General features: G+C 65.4%; 14 protein-coding genes. 5 read left to right on the top strand and 9 right to left on the bottom strand.

All coding sequences use genetic code 11. From position 1 onward, the window contains the following. Positions 1-67: 67 nt before the first annotated feature. Positions 68-1024, bottom strand: a complete 957-nt coding sequence (locus ACO06R_RS01065) for a nucleoside hydrolase (RefSeq protein WP_421854929.1) — start codon at positions 1022-1024, stop codon at positions 68-70. Between the two features lie 117 nt (positions 1025-1141). Here ACO06R_RS01065 and ACO06R_RS01060 point away from each other — a divergent pair, with 117 nt between their 5' ends. From ACO06R_RS01060 to ACO06R_RS01045, 4 genes are all read left to right on the top strand, one after another. Continuing rightward, complete coding sequence (locus ACO06R_RS01060; RefSeq protein WP_421854926.1) at positions 1142-1561, top strand: Hsp20 family protein; 420 nt, start codon at positions 1142-1144, stop codon at positions 1559-1561. Between the two features lie 33 nt (positions 1562-1594). Beyond that, entirely contained in the window at positions 1595-4072 is a 2478-nt protein-coding gene (gene hrpB / locus ACO06R_RS01055; RefSeq protein ID WP_421854923.1) for an ATP-dependent helicase HrpB, read from the top strand. A 50-nt stretch (positions 4073-4122) separates the two neighbouring features. After that, the gene (locus tag ACO06R_RS01050) at positions 4123-5439 is read left to right on the top strand and encodes an ActS/PrrB/RegB family redox-sensitive histidine kinase (protein ID WP_421854920.1); all 1317 of its coding nucleotides are present in this window, start codon (positions 4123-4125) and stop codon (positions 5437-5439) included. A gap of 176 nt (positions 5440-5615) precedes the next feature. Further along, on the top strand, positions 5616-6170 hold the full coding sequence (locus ACO06R_RS01045) for an ActR/PrrA/RegA family redox response regulator transcription factor (RefSeq protein WP_421854917.1): 555 nt from the start codon (positions 5616-5618) through the stop codon (positions 6168-6170). A gap of 1129 nt (positions 6171-7299) precedes the next feature. Here the strand turns inward: ACO06R_RS01045 and ACO06R_RS01040 are convergent. Both ACO06R_RS01040 and ACO06R_RS01035 read right to left on the bottom strand, forming a co-directional pair. Then, entirely contained in the window at positions 7300-8499 is a 1200-nt protein-coding gene (locus ACO06R_RS01040) for an alpha/beta fold hydrolase (RefSeq protein ID WP_421854913.1), read from the bottom strand. 67 nt (positions 8500-8566) lie between these two features. Further along, a complete protein-coding gene (locus ACO06R_RS01035) occupies positions 8567-9058 on the bottom strand; it encodes an MmcB family DNA repair protein (RefSeq protein ID WP_421854910.1) in 492 nt (163 codons plus the stop codon). A 201-nt stretch (positions 9059-9259) separates the two neighbouring features. Here ACO06R_RS01035 and ACO06R_RS01030 point away from each other — a divergent pair, with 201 nt between their 5' ends. Continuing rightward, a complete protein-coding gene (locus ACO06R_RS01030; protein ID WP_421854907.1) occupies positions 9260-9877 on the top strand; it encodes a L,D-transpeptidase in 618 nt (205 codons plus the stop codon). Between the two features lie 86 nt (positions 9878-9963). Here ACO06R_RS01030 and ACO06R_RS01025 read toward each other — a convergent pair whose 3' ends face one another. The 6 genes from ACO06R_RS01025 to mutS form a co-directional block, all read right to left on the bottom strand. Then, positions 9964-10533 (bottom strand): NifU family protein, encoded by a 570-nt coding sequence (locus ACO06R_RS01025; protein ID WP_421854904.1) that lies wholly within the window; start codon positions 10531-10533, stop codon positions 9964-9966. Positions 10534-10617: 84 nt separating this feature from the next. Further along, the gene (locus ACO06R_RS01020; protein ID WP_421854901.1) at positions 10618-11109 is read right to left on the bottom strand and encodes a universal stress protein; all 492 of its coding nucleotides are present in this window, start codon (positions 11107-11109) and stop codon (positions 10618-10620) included. 54 nt (positions 11110-11163) lie between these two features. Continuing rightward, the gene (gene trpS, locus ACO06R_RS01015) at positions 11164-12228 is read right to left on the bottom strand and encodes a tryptophan--tRNA ligase (RefSeq protein WP_421854898.1); all 1065 of its coding nucleotides are present in this window, start codon (positions 12226-12228) and stop codon (positions 11164-11166) included. Between the two features lie 107 nt (positions 12229-12335). Continuing rightward, the gene (murJ, locus tag ACO06R_RS01010) at positions 12336-13901 is read right to left on the bottom strand and encodes a murein biosynthesis integral membrane protein MurJ (protein ID WP_421854895.1); all 1566 of its coding nucleotides are present in this window, start codon (positions 13899-13901) and stop codon (positions 12336-12338) included. Positions 13902-13904: 3 nt separating this feature from the next. Further along, positions 13905-16733: a [protein-PII] uridylyltransferase gene (locus ACO06R_RS01005; protein WP_421854892.1), complete on the bottom strand. Its 2829-nt coding sequence runs from the start codon at positions 16731-16733 to the stop codon at positions 13905-13907. 61 nt (positions 16734-16794) lie between these two features. Then, the gene (mutS, locus tag ACO06R_RS01000) at positions 16795-19476 is read right to left on the bottom strand and encodes a DNA mismatch repair protein MutS (protein ID WP_421854889.1); all 2682 of its coding nucleotides are present in this window, start codon (positions 19474-19476) and stop codon (positions 16795-16797) included. Between the last annotated feature and the right edge of the window lie 123 nt (positions 19477-19599).

Below are 19599 nucleotides of genomic sequence, written 5' to 3'. Positions count from 1 at the left end.
CGCGGCGGTCAAGTCAATGGCTTCGCGCGCCTGAAGTGGCGTTTTCGCGAGCCGCTTTCCCGACGGCTCAAAGCCGGGCGATCCGCTCGGTCAAAAGCGCAAAGAAGCCGTCCGCATCGATGTCGCGCAGCACATGCGCGTTGTGGTGCCGGTCGGTTACCCCCCACCAGTCTATCACGGTCATACCCATGGTGAGTTCCGAGCCGGTCTCGATCTCCACATTGCAGTCGCGGCCGCAGAACAGATCGGGTTTCAGCAACCATGCAATGACGCAGGGATCGTGCAGCGGCCCGCCGTCGGTGCCGTATTTGTCCTCGTCGAAGCGTTCGAAGAAGTCGATCAGTTCGGCTGCGGCAAGCGTCACCGGCGTGTTGTGCGCCCGCATGGCATCGATGCGCTTCGCCGTGGTCAGTGCCTTGTGGGTCACGTCGAGAGGCATCATCACGATCGGCACGCCCGAACCGAATACCGTAGCGGCGGCGTGCGGATCGACATAGATGTTGAACTCGGCAGCCGGCGTCACATTGCCGCCCTCAAAGAAGCCGCCGCCCATCATCACGATTTCGCGGATCTTCGGCGCGATGTCGGGCGCTTCGATCAGCGCCAGCGCGACGTTGGTCAGCGGCCCGAGCGTGCACAGCGTTACCTCGTCGGTTGCCCTGTCACGCAGCGTCTCGATGATGAAGTCGACGGCGCCTTTCTCCTGCAGCGCCATCACCGGCTCGGGCAGGTCGGGCCCGTCGAGCCCGGTCTTGCCGTGCACATATTCCGCCGTCACCAGTTCGCGCACCATCGGCCGCGACGCGCCGGCAAAGACTTTCGCGTCCGGCTTGCCGGCCAGTTCGCAAATCTTGCGGGTGTTCTTTTCGGTCAGCTCCAGCGGCACATTGCCGGCAACCGCGGTGATGCCGAGTACCTCGAGTTCGTCGCTGGCCAGCGCCAGCAGGATGGCCAGCGCGTCGTCCTGGCCGGGGTCTGTGTCAATGATGATGGCGCGTCGTCCGCCGGCAGATCGATTGGTCATAAAGTGCCCTGATTACAGTGTTTCTTGCAATTGCAATGGCCGTCGACCATATCAGGAGCAACGGCGAATGCCAGTCCGGGTTCGCCTGTGTCGCCGCTTATTGGGAAGGGCAAGGCAATGTCCCGCGTTCCGCCATTTTCGAGCCCGCTGCTTGTCGGATTCGAGACGATCGAGAAGTCGCTCGAACGCATCGCCAAGAGCGCCGACGGCTATCCCCCCTACAACATCGAACGCCTGCGCGACGGCGAAACCGACATCCTGCGCATCACCCTGGCGGTCGCCGGATTTGCATCGGACGATCTGGAGATTTCGACCGAGGACAGCCAGCTTGTCATTCGCGGCCGCCAGCAGGACGACACGCCGCGCGAGTTTCTGCATCGCGGCATCGCCTCGCGTCAGTTCCAGAAGGCCTTTGTGCTGGCCGATGGCATGCGCGTCACCGGCGCCGAATTGAAGAACGGCCTGTTGTCGATCGATCTCGTCAGGCCGCAGCCGGACAAGGTTATCCGCCGGATCGAGATCACCGAACGCGATTGACCGGACTGGGCGCATGCCGATCCCGATAGTTTCATGAAAACACCGGCGCTGCCCGATCTGCCCGTTCGCGCGGTCATCGGCGACGTGCTGGACGCCATGTCCGGGCCTGGGTCGGCGGTGCTGGTCGCGCCGCCGGGCGCTGGCAAGACGACGCTCGTGCCGCTTGCCCTTTTGGAGGCGGCCTGGCTCGAAGGCCGCAGGATCATCGTTTTGGAGCCGCGCCGCCTTGCCGCCCGCGCCGCCGCCCGGCGCATGGCGCAGATACTCGGCGAACAGGTCGGCGAGACGGTCGGCTACCGGATGCGGCTCGACACCAGGGTCGGACCGGAAACCCGAATCGAGGTGGTCACCGAAGGCGTCTTCCAGCGCATGATCGTCGGCGATCCGGAACTGTCTGCTGTCGGCGCGGTCCTGTTCGACGAGTTCCACGAACGCAGCCTCGATGCCGATTTTGGCCTCGCGCTGGCGCTCGACGTCCGCGACGGGCTGCGCGAGGATCTGCGAATCCTGGTGATGTCGGCGACGCTCGACGGCGCCCGGGTCGCCGCACTTCTCGGCGATGTGCCAGTCGTCGAAAGCGAAGGCCGCGCCTTTTCGGTCGACATCCGCCACCACGAGCCGGCCGGCGGCGGACGTTTCGAGGATGGCGTGGCGGCGGCGATCCGCGAAACCCTGGTCACGGAGGCCGGCAGCATCCTCGTCTTTCTGCCGGGACAGGGCGAAATCCGGCGTGTCGCCGAGGCTCTGGAAGGCCGGCTGCCCAGCGATGTCTTCGTCGCCCCGCTCTACGGGATGATGGAGATCGCCGACCAGGACCGGGCGATCCAGCCGCCGCCCGCAGACCGCCGCAAGGTGGTGCTGGCGACGGCCATCGCCGAGACTTCGATCACCATCGACGGCGTGCGTGTCGTCATCGATGCCGGCCGCAGCCGCCGGCCCGTCTTCGACCCCGGAAGCGGCCTGACGCGGCTCGAGACCGGGTGGGTGTCGAAGGCCGCCGCAATCCAACGCTCCGGCCGCGCCGGCCGCACCGCACCCGGCGTCGCCATCAGGCTGTGGCGCGAGCAGCAGACCGGCGCGCTTGCCCGCTTCGATCCGCCGGAAATCCTCAATGCCGACCTGACTTCGCTGCTGCTCGACAGCCTGGCGTGGGGCATCGCCGAACCGCGCCTGTTGCGGTTTCTCGACCCGCCGCCCGATCCGGCCGTCAACGAGGCCCGGGCGCTGTTGCAGACGCTGGGAGCGCTCGATGCCACGGGAAGCCTGACAGCCACCGGCCGACGCATGCGGACGCTGGGCCTGCCGGCGCGGCTCGCTGCCATGGTCGCCGGTGCGCGCGACCGAGCCGACGGGTTCCGCCGCATGCTGCTGGCGCTGCTGGTCACAGAACGCGGCGCCGGTGGCAGCGGCATCGACATCGCGCGCCGGCTCGACAACGCGCTTCGCGGCAGCGCCCCGCAACTGAAACGCCTGCGCGACATGGCGAAACGATCGGTCAAGCCGCTCGGTCTGCCTGACGATACCGGGCAAGAGGCGTCCGCCGGCGCGATGCTGCTCGATGCCTATCCCGACCGCCTTGCCAGAGCGCGTGGCGGCGCGCGCGCCGGCAGTTTCGTGATGGCCAACGGTCGCGGTGTTTTCGTCGATGAAGCGGACCCGCTCGCCGCCGAGCCGTTTCTCGTGGTCGCCGATGTGACCGGCGTTGCAAGGGAAGGCCGGATCACCGCCGCCGCGCCGGTTGCCGAGGACGAGCTTCGCGCGGCGCTGAGCGACCGGATCGAAACCGCCGTCGAGATGCGCTTCGACAAGTCCCGCAAGGCGTTGACGGCGCGGCGCGCCGAGCGGATCGGCGCCGTGGTTCTCGCTTCCGCGCCTGTCCCCGTCGAACCCGGCGACGCGGCTACCGCCGCGCTGCTCGACGCAGTGCGCGCGCATGGCCTGTCTCTGCTGCCGTTCACCCGCGAAGTCGCGCAGTTTCGCGACCGGCTTTGCTGGCTGCACGCCCGGCTTGGAGACCCATGGCCGGCGATGGACGATGCGGCGCTTGCGGCATCGCTGGACGCGTGGCTCGCGCCCTATCTTGCCGGCATGACCGGTTTCGACGCGGTCTCGCCCGGCCTGTTGAAGGACGCGCTGTCCTCGCGGGTTCCCTACGAACTGCTTTCCCGGCTCGACGCGTTCGCGCCGTCGCGTTTCGTCGCGCCCACCGGAACGAGCGTCATGCTGGACTATGGCGCAGACGGCGCGGACCCCGAGATCGCGATCCGGGTTCAGGAGCTGTTCGGCCTGAAACAGCATCCGAGCGTTGCCGGCGGGCGGGTGCCGCTGACCGTCGAATTGCTGTCGCCGGCGCAACGTCCGATCCAGCGCACCAAGGACTTGCCCGGTTTCTGGGCCGGCTCCTGGGCGGCGGTGCGGGCCGACCTGCGCGGCCGCTATCCCAAGCACCCATGGCCGGAAGATCCGGCCAATGCCGAGCCGACGCGGCGCACCAAGCCGCGCAACGGTTAGAACCAAAATCGCTTTTTTCCTTTCGCCGCGCTTTCACCTATATGAAGGCCATGGAATTCGCGATCGGACCCGAGGCCGGATACGGCAATCGCCGCCTGCGCCTGTCGACACTGACCAACACCCGTTGGCTGGCGACGGTCGGGCAGTTGTCGGCCGTACTGTTCGTCGGCACCGTGCTGATGTTCGACATGCCGATCGTCGCCTGTCTCGCGCTGATCGCCGTCGCGGCCATCATCAATCTCGCGCTGACGTGGTTCTATCCCGCGAACATGCGCCTCAATCCGGTCGGCGTGTTCGCGCTCCTGAGCTTCGATGTCGCGCAGCTGGCCGGCCTGTTGGCGCTGACCGGCGGGCTCACCAATCCGTTCAGCCTGTTGCTGGCGGTGCCGGTGATCATCTCGGCGGCCACCCTGCCGCCGCGCTTTACCGCACTCTTGGCTTTGATTGCCGTTGGTGTCGCCAGCTTGCTGGTGTTCGTGCACCTTCCCTTGCCCTGGTATCCGGATGTCCGCCTCGAAATCCCGCTCGTCTACGTTTCGGGCATGTGGTTTTCGGTGGTGTCGTGCCTGATCTTCTCGGCGATCTATGTCTACCGGGTCGCAGAAGAAGCACGCCGGCTCGCCGATGCGCTGGCGGCCACCGAACTGGTGCTGCAACGCGAGCAGCATGTCTCGGCGCTGGACGGTCTGGCGGCGGCCGCCGCCCACGAACTCGGCACGCCGCTGGCGACGATCTCGCTGGTCGCAAAGGAACTGCAACGCGATCTTGCAGGTGCGACGGCCGAAGAGCTGCGCGAGGACATCCGGTTGCTGCGCAGCCAGGCCGACCGCTGCCGCGAGATCCTGCGGCGCGTCAGCACGCTTGGCACCGATGACGAGGACCATGTCTCGCGGCTGTCGCTCAGGGCGCTGGTCGAGGAGGTCGTCGCGCCGCACCGGGAATTCGGCATCCGGATCGAGGCGCGGGCCGTGGGCGACAGCACGACCGAACCGGCGGGCCGCCGCATTCCCGGCGTGATCTATGGCCTCGGCAATTTCGTCGAAAACGCCGTCGATTTCGCGAGCGAAAAAGTCGAAATCACCATGGCCTGGACCGAGGACCATGTCAGAATCCGCATCGTCGACGATGGACCGGGTTTCGCGCCGGAGGTGATTGAGCGGCTTGGCGAACCCGATCTTGTCCCGGTCCGCTCCGAAGACCGGCGCTACAAGGGCGGCGGCGGGCTGGGGCTCGGCGTATTCATCGCCAAGACGCTGCTGGAGCGCACCGGCGCGAGCGTCAGATTGGCGAATTCCACGATCGCCAGCGAGGGTGCGGAAGTCGTCGTCGAATGGCCGCGTGCATCCATTCAGGCGTTGGCGGCGTAGAATGTTGACGACGAGGCGAAAGGATGCGTTAGGCCCGTTCGGGCAAAAACGTGTATGATGGAATCTAACGCCGGATTGGACGCAGCGCGGCAAACCGATGCCGTAGCGTGGATAACGGAACGCGAACCCGAAGCGCTCATGGACGAGATCGCCGGGTCGCCTGAACAGAATCGCGGATGCAAATGAACGAGATCGCGAAAGAAAAGACCGACAAGAGCCTGCTGATCGTCGATGACGACAAGCCCTTCCTGCAACGTCTCGCGCGGGCGATGGAAAGCCGCGGCTTCGAAGTGATCCCCGCGGAATCGGTCGAGGCCGGCCTCCACTCGGTATCATTGGACCCGCCCGCCTATGCGGTCGTCGACATGCGGCTCGGCGATGGCAACGGCCTTGACGTGATCGAGGCGATCCGCCGGGTCCGCCCGGATTCGCGCGCCATCGTGCTGACCGGCTATGGCAACATCGCCACCGCCGTCAATGCGGTCAAGCTCGGCGCGGTCAACTATCTCGCCAAGCCGGCCGATGCCGACGAGATCCTCGCGGCGCTCACCGCCGAGCCGGGCGCGAAGGTCTCGCCGCCGGAAAACCCGATGTCGGCCGACCGGGTGCGCTGGGAACACATCCAGCGCGTCTTCGAGATGTGCGACCGCAATGTCTCGGAAACCGCACGCCGGCTCAACATGCATCGCCGCACCCTGCAGCGGATCCTGGCCAAACGCGCGCCGCGATAGGGCCGGGCGACACGATCGTGGCAGCCCGCGTCCTCGCCGCGCCCCGTTTTTTCGGGGCCGGATTGTTCAAAGACTTTTCCTGCTCGCGACACGCTATCCCGGTCTGGCTGCGCCAGCCGGGGCATCGCAATTGGAAGACGGGCGGTCAAAGCATCGCAACGTCTATTGAGTATAGCGATCCTCGGACCGCCCGCTCGGTGGTCTTGCAGCTTCGGTCGGCGGCCCGGATCGTATTGTCCGGGAAAACAAGACTGCGCGCGCCGCTTCATGCCGCCCCGGCGTGGGGGTTCATCACCCAGCGATACACCTCTGCACCGCCCACCGGGCACCGTCCCTCTCCCTGTGAGCCGGTGTGCACCCAGACTTCCGTGAGAAGGTGGGCAGATTGTAAGCGAGGGTTTGGGGGCGGTGGATAGATTTTTTTGACCGCCCGCTCGTTCGGCCCTGCAATCGATTCACTGGATCGATTGCTCCGGCTTTGCCGGAACGGGCCTCACCTTGCAGCTTCGGTCGGCGGCCCGGAACTCTGTCCGGGAAAACAAGACTGCGCGCGCCGCTTCATGCCGCCCCGGCGTGGGGGTTCATCACCCAGCGATACACCTCTGCACCGCCCACCGGGCACCGTCCCTCTCCCTGTGAGCCGGTGTGCACCCAGACTTCCGTGAGAAGGCGGGCAGATTGTAAGCGAGGGTTTGGGAGCGGTGGATAGATTTTTTTGACCGCCCGCTCGTTCGGCCCTGCAATCGATTCACTGGATCGATTGCTCCGGCTGCGCCGGACCGGGCCTCACCTTGCAGCTTCGGTCGGCGGCCCTGAACGAAAGTCCGGGAAAACAAGGCTGCGCGCGCCGCTTCATGCCGCCCTGGCTTGGGGGTTTATCACCCATCCGCACACCTCTGCACGAACAACCGGGCACCGTCCCTCTCTCCATCAGCCGGTGTGCACGACAGACTTCCGTGAGAAGGCGGGATGGATTGTAAGGGAGGTTTTCGGACGGAGGATTACATTTTTCTTTGTTACGTATTTGGGCGGGATCTTTCCGCCCTATAGAAAGAAGCGTCAGGGCGGCCACCCTAACGCTTCGTACCGCAGGTGGGACAGTAGTGGATTGGCCTCTTAGCGATATGTTCTAGCCCGCATCCTCGGCGAGGAAGTCGCGAAACAATTGCGCGCATCGGGGCCAGGCGGGATCGGTCTCCGGGATGATGTGATTGCCCGAATCCAGCGTCGCGAAGCGGGCGCCCCTGATGCCGGCGGCAAGCCGCTGGCCGGCCGCATAGGGAATCGCGGGATCCCGCCTCGCATGAACGACCAGTGTCGGCGCCTGCACCTTGTCGAGCAGGTGGCGCACGTCGCGCCGGCCGATTTCTTCCAAGAGCGCGACGGCGGTTTTTCCCGTTGAGGTCTTCTGCTGCAGGTCGCTGAGCCAGCGCTGGCTTTCCGGCGGCGCCTCGGGCATCAGCAGCAGGCTGCAGAAACCCTGCCCGGTGGGCGAGTTGCCCCATGTGCCCTCCAGAACCGTCTTCAAGGCTTCCGTCGTGGCGATGAAACGCGGGCCGCCGGTGTGCCGCCAGCCGCAATCGAAGCCGCCGAAGAGCAGCAGCCGGGACACCCGTTCGGGATGCTTGGCGGCATAAGCAATGCTGATGGCGGCGGCCTGCGAAACGCCGAGGATCGGAAATCTGTCAAGCCCGGCCTCGTCGACCACCGTTTCCAGATCTTCCACTTGGCGGTCGAGCGACAAATCCTCGACATCCCATTCGCTCAGGCCGTGGCCGCGCGCGTCGAACCGGACCAGGCGGTGGGTTTCGAGCAGGTGGCGGTTGAGGTGGCTCCAGATCGGGCTTTCCCAGTCATATTCCAGATGGGTGAGCCAGTGCGATGTCTTGACCAGCGGCGGACCGTCGCCGGCAATCGCGTAGGCGATGCGCGTGCCGTCGCGGCTGCGGCAATAGCGGATGTCCTGCTCGGGAATGCCGCCGGCTGGCGCTGGCGCCTTTGCGGCGGCGGGTTTGGCGATGCTGGTGACGACCGAACCGACGAAGCGGAAGCCGCGCCCATGCATGGTCTTGACGTATTTCTGGGCCCGGCCGTCATCGCCGAGCGCGCGGCGCAGGGCGCTCACCTGCGAGGAGACCGCTGTGTCGGAGATGAACCGGCCGCTCCAGACCGTCTCGATCAGTTCGTCCTTGGAGACGACGCGGTCGTGGTGTTCGATCAGGTGCACAAGCACGTCGAAGACCTTCGGCTCGACCGCGACAGCATGGCCGCCGGACAACAGCTCCCGGGCGGCGATATCGACCACGAAATCGTCGAAGACGTACTTCATCGGCGGAGTATAGGCGCTGGCGGCGGTAAATCCAAAGATGGGTTACGCAGCGTCGGCCGCCCGGCCGCTACGCATCATCTCCCGGCAGCTCCACGCCGGCCAGTTCCGCCGCACGGAGCCGTTGCGCGGCGGTTTGCGCGAAGCGCAGCGTCACCGTCTTGCGGCGGGCGGCGGCAAGCTTGTGTTCGGGCGCGTCGCGCAGCATTTCCGCGCCGTGCGCATCGGCGAGCATGAACCCGCAATCATCGGGAAAGACTGTCTGCGGTACATCGGCGAGCGAGGCGAAGAAGAAGCGGTCGCACCAGGCGCGATAGTCGGGCCATTTCGAATCAGCCTTCATGTCTTCCACGGAAGACTTGATCTCGACGATCCAGATCGTGCCGTCGCGGTGAAGCGCCATGATGTCGGCGCGGCGGCCGGTCGCCAGCGTGACCTCCGGCAGGGTAACGGCACCGAGATCGGCAAGAAACGCCTGCACGCCACGGCGTATTTGCATGGCGCGCGCCGACTGTCGCCCGTCTTTCAGCGGATTTCGCGCGTGAAGATCAATCAACGGCATGTTGCCAGAATGCCACGATTCGCGAATGTATCGAAATGTGGCGAATTTTTGTTTTGACGCTGTGTGATCATTATCACACTAATGTGCGTGAGATTAATCATATCTTCGGCAAGTCATGCCAGAGAGCGATTTCTGGACCAGGAAGGGGAGGCCGCGCGCAGGCAGGATATGCGAGGCGGCCGGAGAAAACGGGAGCAGTCCATGCGGGGCAAGGGAATTCTGATCGCAGTCGCCATCGCGGCCACGGCCATCGTATCCGGTTGCAGCACGACTGGCGGCACGGCATTCGTCAACGCCTACGGCGCCAAGAACGACAGCGGTTATGCGCTGCCGAAGATTCCGGTTTCCAAGATCGACCGGCAGTTCCGCCGCCAGGTCGTGAGCTACGAGACCAAGCAACGTCCGGGCACGATCATCATCGACACCTCGGCCAAGCACCTGCACCTGGTGCTCGGCGACGGCAAGGCAATGCGCTACGGCATCGGCGTTGGCCGCGAGGGCTTCCTCTGGAAAGGCACGGCGAAGGTCGGCTGGAAACGCGAGTGGCCGACCTGGACCCCGCCGGAGCCGATGATCCGCCGCGAGCCGGACCTTGCGAAATATCGCGGCGGCATGAAGCCGGGCCTCAACAATCCGCTCGGCGCGCGCGCCCTCTATCTGATGCGCAACGGCCGTGACACCGGCTACCGCCTGCACGGCACGCCCGAATGGTGGTCGATCGGCGGCAATGTTTCGTCCGGCTGCATCCGGCTGATGAACCAGGACATCATCGATCTCTATGAGCGCGTGAAACCCGGCGCCAAGGTCATCGTGACCTGATCGGCGCCCGTATCTAGACAAAAAGAAAGCCGGGTATCGACCCGGCTTTTTTGTTGCGCTGAAGTGCCGTGGCCTGCGTGGCGGGCTCAAACGGCCTCGACGCCCTCGACTTCCGGGATGAAGTGGCGGAGCAGGTTCTGGATGCCGTGCTTCAGCGTTGCCGTCGATGACGGGCAACCGGCGCAAGCGCCCTTCATGTGCAGGAACACGGTGCCTTCCTTGTAACCGCGAAACGTGATGTCGCCGCCGTCCTGCGCGACCGCGGGGCGCACCCGCGTGTCCAGCAGTTCCTTGATTGTCGCGACGATGCTTTCATCCTCGCTGGCGTAGAATTCCTCGCCGTCCGACAGTTCCACTTCGCCGCCGGCATTGGCCATGACCGGCGCGTCCGACATGAAATGCTCCATGATGCCGGCGAGGATGGCTGGCTTCATGTGCTGCCAGTCGGCGGCGTCGTCCTTGGTGATGGTCACGAAATCATAGCCGAAGAACACGCCCGTCACGCCATCGAGCGCAAACAGGCGTCCGGCCAGCGGCGATTGCTCGCCAGCCGTGTCGGCGTCCCTGAAATCAGCGGTGCCCTGATCGAGCACAACGCGACCGGGCAGGAACTTCAGCGTCGCCGGATTGGGGGTCGTTTCTGTCTGGATGAACATGGCGCGCTCCGCATAGTTTCGAACGGTTCTAAAATAGGCCGGCAGCGGTGCGACTTCAAGCCGGCCGCGACACGTGTCTTTGGCTCACGACAGGCTTTCGATGTCCTCGTCGCTGAGATTGTAGGGCACGACCGTCACCGGGATCGGAAACGCCGCATTGCGGCCGGCAACCGACGAGACCAGCGGTCCCGGGCCTTCCTTTGCCGCGCCCGATGCGAGCACCAGGATGGCGATATCCTGGTCTTCCTCGATCAGCGCGTGGATCTGCTCCACGGCGACGCCTTCGCGCACCACCGTTTCGGCCTCCATGCCGGCCTTGTCGCGGGCAAGCGCGGCGTATTTCGACAGCGACGCCTCGGCGTTCTCGATCGATTCGGCGCGCATCACCTGCTCGACGCCGAGCCAGTGTTGGAAGTCGCCGGGCTCGATCACGTAGAGCAGGATCAGGCCGCCGCCTGTCCCGATCGCGCGCCGCGCCGCATAGACCACCGCGCGCTCGCATTCCGGGGTCTCGTCAATCACCGCGAGAAACTTGCGGCGATGGCCGGCTTCCTTGATCAGACGTTTGGTAACCATCGCGAATACATGGCATGGCCCCGGTTGCGCATCAAGCGGCAACCGGGAAACGCTCTAGCCGGACAGGCCGACGATGCGCTTGACGTCGCCCATCGTCTCGCGCGCGATGGCCGAGGCACGGTCGGCGCCGGCGGCAAGCACCTGGTCGAGATAGCCGGAATCGTCCAGGAGCTTGCGCATTTCGGTCGCCAGCGGGTCGAGCTTCTCGATCGCAAGCTCGGCCAGGGCCGGCTTGAACACCGAGAATTGCTGGCCGCCGAAGTCGCGCAGCACCTCGCCCATGTCCGTTTCCGACAGCGCGGCGTAGATGTTGACCAGGTTTTCGGCTTCCGGCCGGCCGGCCAACCCGTCCGTCTCGCCCGGCAGCGGCTCGGGGTCGGTCTTGGCCTTGCGGATCTTCTTGGCGATGTCGTCGGCGGTGTCGGTCAGGTTGATCCGCGACAGGTCCGAAGGATCGGACTTCGACATCTTCTTGGTGCCGTCGCGCAGGCTCATGATACGCGTCGCCGGACCTTCGATGATCGGTTCGGTAAGCGGGAAATAGCCGTTGACCGTCTCCTCGCCGACCGTCACCGGCACGCCGAGCTGCAGATCGCCGATCCGCTTGGAGTAGTCGTTGTTGAACTTCTGCGCGATGTCGCGCGCCAGTTCCAGATGCTGCTTCTGGTCGTCGCCGACCGGCACATGGGTGCCGCGATAGGCCAGAATGTCGGCGGCCATCAGCGTCGGATAGGCGAACAGGCCGACCGAGGCGTTTTCGCGGTCCTTGCCGGCTTTCTCCTTGAACTGGGTCATCCGGTTCAGCCAGCCCATGCGCGCGACGCAGTTGAAGACCCATGCCAGTTCGGCGTGCTCGTGAACCCGGCTCTGGTTGAAGACGATATTGGCGACCGGGTCGATGCCGGCTGCCAGAAAGGCGGCGGCGATCGAGCGGGTGCCATCGATCAGTTCTTCGGGGTTCGGATTGACCGTCAGGGCGTGCAGGTCGACGACGCAATAGATGCAGTTGTTGGTGTCCTGCAATGCGACGAATTTCTTGATCGCGCCCAGATAGTTGCCAAGCGTCAGGTTGCCGGTCGGCTGGACGCCGGAGAATACGCGGGGTTCGAAGCTGTTCATGATTTTTGGTCTCGAAGCTGGTGGAGGGCCTCGCCGCGGAGCGGTGTTATGACCGCGCGCGCCGGTTGCGGCGCGCTTATGGCAGGCTGCCTTCAGTGGTTCAAGGCCTATTGCGCCGAACGCCGTCTCAGCGTGCGGCCGAGCAGGGTCCGGTCGATGGCCCCGGTCGCCAGCGCCAGGCCGAAATAGACCGCCATGCTGACCGCGATCAGCGCACCGGCGATGCCGATGCGGATCAGGATGCCCGATGCGGTAAACAGGGCGCTCGACCACGCCCAGCCGGCATAGAGCGCCGCCCCCATCGCCACGCTGCACAGGATCATCATCGCGGTGCGGCGCAGGGTCTCCGCCGAAGGGCGGAAGTGGTCGCGGTGCCACAGCGTGGCCGCCAGCAGCAGCGCATTGGCCCAGCCGGCGATGCTGGTCGCCGCCGCGATGCCGACATGGCCGTAGACCGGAAACAATAGCAGGCTGCCAGCCGCGTTGACGACAAGCGACACCAGCGAGAACCACATCGGGGTGCGCATGTCCTCGCGCGCGAAGAAGCCAGGCTGCAGGATCTTGACCAGCACGAAGGAGGGCAGCCCGACGGCGAACGCCGCCAGCGCCATCGAGGCCGCAGCCGTCGTTTCCGCCGTGAACGCGCCGCGTTCGTAGATGACGGCAACGAAGGGCGTCGGCGCGAGCGCCAGCGCGACGGCGGCCGGCACGGTGAGCGCCAGCCCGAATTCGAGGCTGCGGTTTTGCAGCGTAAGCGCCGTCTTCTGTTCGCCCGCGCCGAGCGCACGCGCCAGTTCCGGCAGCAACACGACGCCGATGGCAATCCCGATGATGCCGAGCGGCAATTGGTAGATGCGGTCGGCGTAGTTGAGGAGCGCGATGGCGCCGTCCTGCCGCGATGCGATGATCTGGCCGATCACCAAATTGATCTGGACGATGCCGCCGGTCAGCGCCGCGGGCGCGGCGAGCCGCAGCAGGCGGCGGATCTGCGGTGTCAGCCTGGGTTGGCGCGGGGCGAAACGGAAGCCGAGGCGGGCGATCCCGTAGATCACCAGACCGAGTTGCAGCAGCCCGGCGACGACCACGCCGATGGCCAGCGTGACACCGATGGTCCGGTCCGCCCAGCCCTGCACAAGCGCGGCGGCCAGCACGCCGATCAAGACGACGTTGAGCAGCACGGGCGCCAGCGCGGCAAGGAAGTAGCGCCTAAACGAGTTGAGGATGCCGGTCAGCATCGCCATCAGCGACATCGCTGCCAGATAGGGGAACATGATCCGCGCGAGCAGCACGGTCAGGTCGAACTTCTCCGGCGTGTCGCGGAATGACGGCGCGATCACGGTGGCGGCGAAGGCCGGCATGAACACCAGCGCCAGGACCGTCAGCGCGAACAGGATCAGCGCCAGGACCGAAAACACCTCGCCGGCGAACTTCGCGGCGCTCGCCTCGCCGTTTTGCTCGACCTCCTTGGCGAAGATCGGCACAAAGGCCGAGTTGAAGGCGCCTTCGGCGAACAGCCGGCGGAACAGGTTGGGAAAGCGCAGCGCGGCGTAAAAGGCGTCGGCCACCGGCCCGGCGCCGAGCGCGGCGGCAATCATCGCCTCGCGGGCGAAACCGAGCACGCGGCTGGCCGACGTCGCGCCGCCGACACCGAGAAACTTGCCAAGCAGGCTCATCGGCTACCCAACCTTGTTGGCCTTGGGGCGCGCCAGCCCGGCAGTCATCTGGACGACCGGGTTGTCGTCGCTGCGCCCGGTCAGTACATCGCCGAGCACCTCGCGGATGCGTTTCTGGCGGTCGGGATCGGTGATTTTGTGGCCGGTCAGGTCGGTCACGTAGAACGTGTCGACCACCTTTTCGCCGAAGGTGGTGATATGCGCCGAGCGGATGTCGAGCGTCAGATCGGACAGCGCGCCGGTGATTTCGGAGAGGATGCCCGGGCGGTTCAGCCCCTCGACCTCGATGACGGAGAAGCGGTTCGACAGCGCATTCTTGATCGCCACCGACGGTTCGACGGAAAACGCCTTCAGCGTGCGGCGCGGCTTCATCCTGTGGGCCAGCATGTCGGGCATGTAGGTGCGTCCCGACAACACGTCCTCTATCACCTTGCCGATGCGCCGCGCCCGGCGCAGTTCGTCGCCGTCATCGGCAAATTCGCGATTGACCATGATCGTGTCGAGCGCCCAGCCGTCGCGGGTGGTGAACACATGCGCGCCATCGATCGAAGCGCCGGCGGCCGAGCAGGCCGCCGCGATGATCGACAGCAGGCGCGGATGGTCGGGCGCCAGCACCGTGATTTCCGTGATCGCCTGGAACGAGTTGGTGCGCACCTGCGTCGCCAGCTTGCGTTTCTCGGCGAGCGCATCGCGCAAGAAATGGGCATGACGCTCCTGGTCGTCGAGGTCGACGGTGAGCAGATAGTTGTCATAATGCTGCTCGACATATTGGCGGCGCTCTTCCTCCGGCCAGTCGGCAAGCCGCAGGGCGAGTTGTTGGCGTGCATGGGCGGCGCGGTCCTTCTGGTTGACCTCCGAGAAGCCGCCGGTCAGCGCCAGTTCGGTTTCCGCATAGAGTGTGCGCAGCAATTGCCCTTTCCAGCCGTTCCACACGCCCGGTCCGACGGCCCGGATGTCGCAGACCGTAAGGATGACCAGCAGCTTCAGGCGCGGCAGGGTCTGCACGACGGCGACGAAATCCTCGATGGTCTTGCGGTCGCTCAGATCGCGCGACTGGGCGACCGTGCTCATGGTCAGGTGATCGCGGATCAGCCAGACGACCAGTTCGGTCTCGTTCGGCGACAGGCCGAAGCGCGGGCACAGCCGCTCTGCGACTTCGGCGCCGGCGATGGAGTGGTCCTGATCGCGTCCCTTGGCGATATCGTGCAGGAACAGCGCCATGTAGAGAACGCGCTTGTAGCCGTCCATGCCGGGCATCAGCGATGTGGCGAGCGGGTTTTCCTCTTCCAGCCGTCCGTGCTCGATCTTCGACAGCATGCCGACGGCGCGGATCAGGTGCTCGTCGACGGTGAAGCGGTGATACATGTTGAACTGCATCATCGCGACGACCTTGCCGAAATCCGGGATGAAGCGGCCAAGCACTCCGGCCTCGTTCATGCGCCGCAGATTGAGCGCCGGATCGCGTGGCGAGGTCAGGAGATCGAGAAACAGCCGGTTCGCCTCGGCATCCTTGCGCAATGGCCGCTTGATCAGCTTGAGCGAGCGCCGCATCAGTTGCAGCGCCTCGGGGTGGTAGTCGAGCTCGTGCCGGTCGGCGAGCCAGAACATGCGGATGATGTTGACCGGGTCCTGGGCGAAGACGTCCTCGCTGGCGACGTTGATCCGCTTGTTTTCAAGGATGAAGGCGTCCGAGTCGCCGATCCGCTGCTGGCGGCGCGCGAAGGGCAGCGTTTGCAGCAGCCGGTTGAGCGGCGGAGCCTGCTTGACCTCCTGCTCCTCCAACGCCGCACAGAAGATGCGCGTCAGGTCGCCGACATCCTTGGCGATCAGGAAGTAGTGCTTCATGAAACGCTCGACGTCTCGCAACCCGGCATGGCTGCGATAGCCCAGCCGGTCGGCCATCTCGCGCTGAACTTCGAAGCCGAGCCGCTCATCGGGCTTGCCGGTATAGAAGTGCAGGTGGCAGCGCACGGCCCACAGGAAGTCCTCGCATTTGACGAAGAGGTCGTATTCGGGCCGCGAAAACACGCCCTTCTCGATCAGCTCGAAGCGATTGGCGACCCGGTAGTGATACTTGGCGATCCAGAAAAGCGTCTGCAGGTCGCGCAGTCCGCCCTTGCCGTCCTTGATGTTGGGCTCGACAAGATAGCGGGTCTCGCCCATGCGCTTGTGGCGGGAGTCGCGTTCGGCGAGCTTGGCCTGGATGAATTTCGAAGAACTCCCCGAGACGACTTCGGCGTCGAAGCGCCGCTGGAACTCGTCGAAAAGCGATCTCTCGCCATAGAGATAGCGGGCGTCCAGCGTCGCCGTACAAATCGTGGTGTCGGATCGCGACAGCCGGATGCACTCGTCGACGGAGCGCGTGGCGTGCCCGACGGTCAGGCCGAGATCCCACAGCATGTAGAGGATATACTCGGCGAGCTGTTCGCCGAGCGGGGTCTGCTTGTAGGGCAGGACGAACAGCAGATCGATATCCGATCCGGGCGCCAACGTGCCGCGCCCGTAGCCGCCGACGGCGACCAGGGCGAGCTTCTCGCCCTGCGACAGGTTGCTGACGGGAAACACCCGGGTCAGCGCGAAGTCGTAGACCGCCGTGATCATCGCGTCGAGCAGCCGCGACAGGCGCTGCGCGCACGCCCGACCGCTGCCGTCGGCAAAGAGCTGCCGCTCGGCCTCCGCGCGCCCTTCGGCGAGCACCGTCTTCAGATGCGCCAGAACCTCGGCACGGCACGCCGTGCTGCCGCCGTCATACGCGTCGGCAAGCGCGATCAGATCGGCCAGGATCGTCTCGCGGCTCGGCTCGCCTGCTGGCGTTATGGGAACGTCGGTCATCTGTGTTTCCGGCAATCTGGATGCGCTTCCTACAGAAACATGTCGGCGATGTCACATCGCTTCAATGTTTCGCCGTGAGCAGAGCTTTCAACTCGTAAACCTTCTCAAGCGCCTCGCGCGGCGTCAGTTCGTCGGGGGCCAGCGCGGCGACCGCGTCTTCCACCGCGCTTTCCTGTTTTGCGGGCTGTTCGTGGCGGATGTCAGCGGAAAACAGCGGCAGGTCGTCAATCAGCTTGTCGGCGCTGGTGTCGCGCCCCTGGGCTTCCAGCCGGTCGAGCACGTCACGCGCCCGCGCCACGACGCTTTCTGGCAGTCCTGCGAGCTTGGCGACCTGCACGCCGTAGGACCGGTCCGCGGCGCCGGCGGCAACCTCGTGCAGGAAGACGACCTCGCCCTCCCATTCTTTGACCCGCATGGTTACGTTTTGCAGGTTGGCGAGTGTTTCGGCGAGCGCGGTCAGCTCGTGAAAATGCGTGGCGAAAAGCGTCCGGCTGCGGTTTTTCGCATGCAGGTGTTCGACCGTCGCCCATGCGATCGACAGCCCGTCGAAAGTCGACGTGCCACGGCCGATCTCGTCGAGGATGACCAGCGACCGGTCGCCGGCCTGATTGAGGATCGCCGCCGTCTCGACCATCTCGACCATGAAGGTCGAACGGCCGCGCGCCAGATCGTCGGAGGCGCCGACCCGACTGAACAGCCGGTCCACCACACCGACATGCGCGCTGCCTGCCGGCACGAAGGACCCGGCCTGCGCCAGGATGGCGATCAATGCGTTCTGACGCAGGAATGTCGACTTGCCGCCCATGTTGGGGCCGGTCAGCAGCCAGATCGCGCCCTGATCGCCGCCGTCGCGTGGCGACAGATCGCAATCATTGACGACGAACGGGTTGGCCGCCTGCCGCCGCAATGCCTGTTCGACCACCGGGTGCCGGCCGGCAACCACCGCGAAGGCCCGGCTGTCGTCGACGCGCGGCCGGCAATAGCCTTCCGACCCGGCGAGCCGTGAAAGCGCGATGGAGACGTCGAAGACGGCGAGCGCGCCGGCGGCCTCGCGGATGCCCTCGGCGACGTCGATCATCTCGGCCTGCAAGGCGTCGAACAGCGACAATTCGATGGCAAGCGCGCGCTCGGCCGCGTTGGCGATGCGGCTTTCCAGATCGGCAAGCTCCGTGGTGGTGAAGCGCATCGCGCTGGCCAGCGTCTGGCGGTGGATGAAACGCGCCTTGGCTTCGTCGCCCTCGGTGAGCGCGCCGCTGTTCAGCGCCGTGACCTCGATGAAATAGCCGAGCACGTTGTTGTACTTGATCTTCAGCGACTTGACGCCGGTCTCCTCGGCATATTGCGCCTGCAATGCGGCGATGACCTTGCGCGATTCGTCACGCAATGCCCGCATCTCGTCGAGTTCGCCGTGGTGGCCGGCGCGGATGAAACCGCCATCGCGTTTCAACAGCGGCACGTCGTCACCGAGCGCTTCGTCCAGCTTGCCGCCAAACGCGTGTGGCGCGCCGCGCAGCCTTTCCAGACAAGCGTCCAATTCTTCGGGCAGGGCGGCATCGGCCAGAAGCCGGGCCGCTTCGCTTGCGGCGCGCAGGCCGTCGCGAATGGCGAGCAGGTCGCGCGGTCCGCCACGATTGAGCGACAAGCGCGACAACGCCCGCGGCGTGTCGGGGCACCCTTTGAGGACATCGCGCAGGTCTTCGGCCAGGCGGTCATTGCCGGCGAAGAAGGAAACGGAATCAAGCCGCCGGTTGATCTGCGCGCAGTCGGTCAGCGGCGAACGCAACCGTTCGGCGAGAAGCCGCGCACCGCCGCCGGTCGTCGTACGGTCGATCGCTTTCAAGAGACTGCCCTGCCGCGCGCCGGAAAGCGTGCGCTCGATTTCCAGGTTCGCGCGCGTCGCCGGATCGATGAACAGCGTCGAGGCGGTTTCCTCGCGCTCGGGCCGTTGCAGCGCCGGGCGTTCGGATATCTGCGTGCGCTCGATATAGGAGATCGCGCCGCCTGCCGCCGCAAGCTCCGCGCGCGAGAACTGGCCGAATCCGTCCAGCGTGTTGACGCCGTAAAAGGCCGCCATGCGCTTCTGTGCTGCCGTGCTGTCGAACATGCTGGCCGGGAGCGGCGTGACCGCGAGCCCTGTCGCATCGAGAACCGGGCGCGTGTCGGCGCAGTCGAACAGCACATCGGAGACGGCGATTTCGCGCGGTCCGATGCGCATGATGTCGCACAAGAGGCGCTCGAGCATGGTTCCGGCCACCCGGAACTGGCCGGTGGAGATGTCGATCCACGCAAGCGCCAACTCGGCGGCGTCGCCGCCGCCGGTCCGCCCGATTGCCAGGAACGCACTGCTTTCGCCGGGATCGAGCAGCTTTTCCTCGGTGATCGTACCGGGCGTGACGAGGCGCACGACATCGCGCCGGACCACGGCTTTCGAGCCGCGTTTCTTGGCCTCCGCCGGATCTTCCAGCTGTTCGCAGACGGCGACCTTGAAGCCCTGGGCGATCAGCTTTTGCAGGTAGTCGTCGGCGGCATGCACGGGCACGCCGCACATCGCGATATCCTCGTCGAGATGCTTGCCGCGCTTGGTCAGCGTGATCCCGAGCGCCTGCGATGCCGTTTCGGCATCCTTGAAGAACAGCTCGTAGAAATCGCCCATCCGGTAAAACAGAAGCGCGTCGGGATGAGCCGCCTTGATGTCCAGATACTGGGCCATCATCGGTGTCGGGGCTTGGGCGGGAGCATTCATGTCGGCGATGGTTTCGGCTTCTGCTTTCGAGGCGCTTGCAACGGCTTTTTCTTAGTCGCGTTTACAGCTGCGGCAAATAGCCGTACCAAGTGTGCCCCATCTTGCTCACAGGACAAAAGAAGC

This window comes from Oricola sp., assembly GCF_965230365.1.
Classification (GTDB): domain Bacteria; phylum Pseudomonadota; class Alphaproteobacteria; order Rhizobiales; family Rhizobiaceae; genus Oricola.
This window is presented reverse-complemented; position numbering and strand designations above follow the sequence as displayed.

Bases quoted from the DNA above. Each gene is read 5' to 3' on its own strand.
- ACO06R_RS01050 (WP_421854920.1), top strand. From the start codon at position 4,123: ATGGAATTCGCGATCGGACCCGAGGCCGGATACGGCAATCGCCGCCTG.
- ACO06R_RS01030 (WP_421854907.1), top strand. From the start codon at position 9,260: ATGCGGGGCAAGGGAATTCTGATCGCAGTCGCCATCGCGGCCACGGCC.
- ACO06R_RS01005 (WP_421854892.1), bottom strand. From the start codon at position 16,733: ATGACCGACGTTCCCATAACGCCAGCAGGCGAGCCGAGCCGCGAGACG.
- ACO06R_RS01040 (WP_421854913.1), bottom strand. From the start codon at position 8,499: ATGAAGTACGTCTTCGACGATTTCGTGGTCGATATCGCCGCCCGGGAG.
- ACO06R_RS01035 (WP_421854910.1), bottom strand. From the start codon at position 9,058: ATGCCGTTGATTGATCTTCACGCGCGAAATCCGCTGAAAGACGGGCGA.
- hrpB (WP_421854923.1), top strand. From the start codon at position 1,595: ATGAAAACACCGGCGCTGCCCGATCTGCCCGTTCGCGCGGTCATCGGC.
- ACO06R_RS01025 (WP_421854904.1), bottom strand. From the start codon at position 10,533: ATGTTCATCCAGACAGAAACGACCCCCAATCCGGCGACGCTGAAGTTC.
- ACO06R_RS01045 (WP_421854917.1), top strand. From the start codon at position 5,616: ATGCAAATGAACGAGATCGCGAAAGAAAAGACCGACAAGAGCCTGCTG.
- trpS (WP_421854898.1), bottom strand. From the start codon at position 12,228: ATGAACAGCTTCGAACCCCGCGTATTCTCCGGCGTCCAGCCGACCGGC.
- ACO06R_RS01020 (WP_421854901.1), bottom strand. From the start codon at position 11,109: ATGGTTACCAAACGTCTGATCAAGGAAGCCGGCCATCGCCGCAAGTTT.
- ACO06R_RS01060 (WP_421854926.1), top strand. From the start codon at position 1,142: ATGTCCCGCGTTCCGCCATTTTCGAGCCCGCTGCTTGTCGGATTCGAG.
- murJ (WP_421854895.1), bottom strand. From the start codon at position 13,901: ATGAGCCTGCTTGGCAAGTTTCTCGGTGTCGGCGGCGCGACGTCGGCC.
- mutS (WP_421854889.1), bottom strand. From the start codon at position 19,476: ATGAATGCTCCCGCCCAAGCCCCGACACCGATGATGGCCCAGTATCTG.
- ACO06R_RS01065 (WP_421854929.1), bottom strand. From the start codon at position 1,024: ATGACCAATCGATCTGCCGGCGGACGACGCGCCATCATCATTGACACA.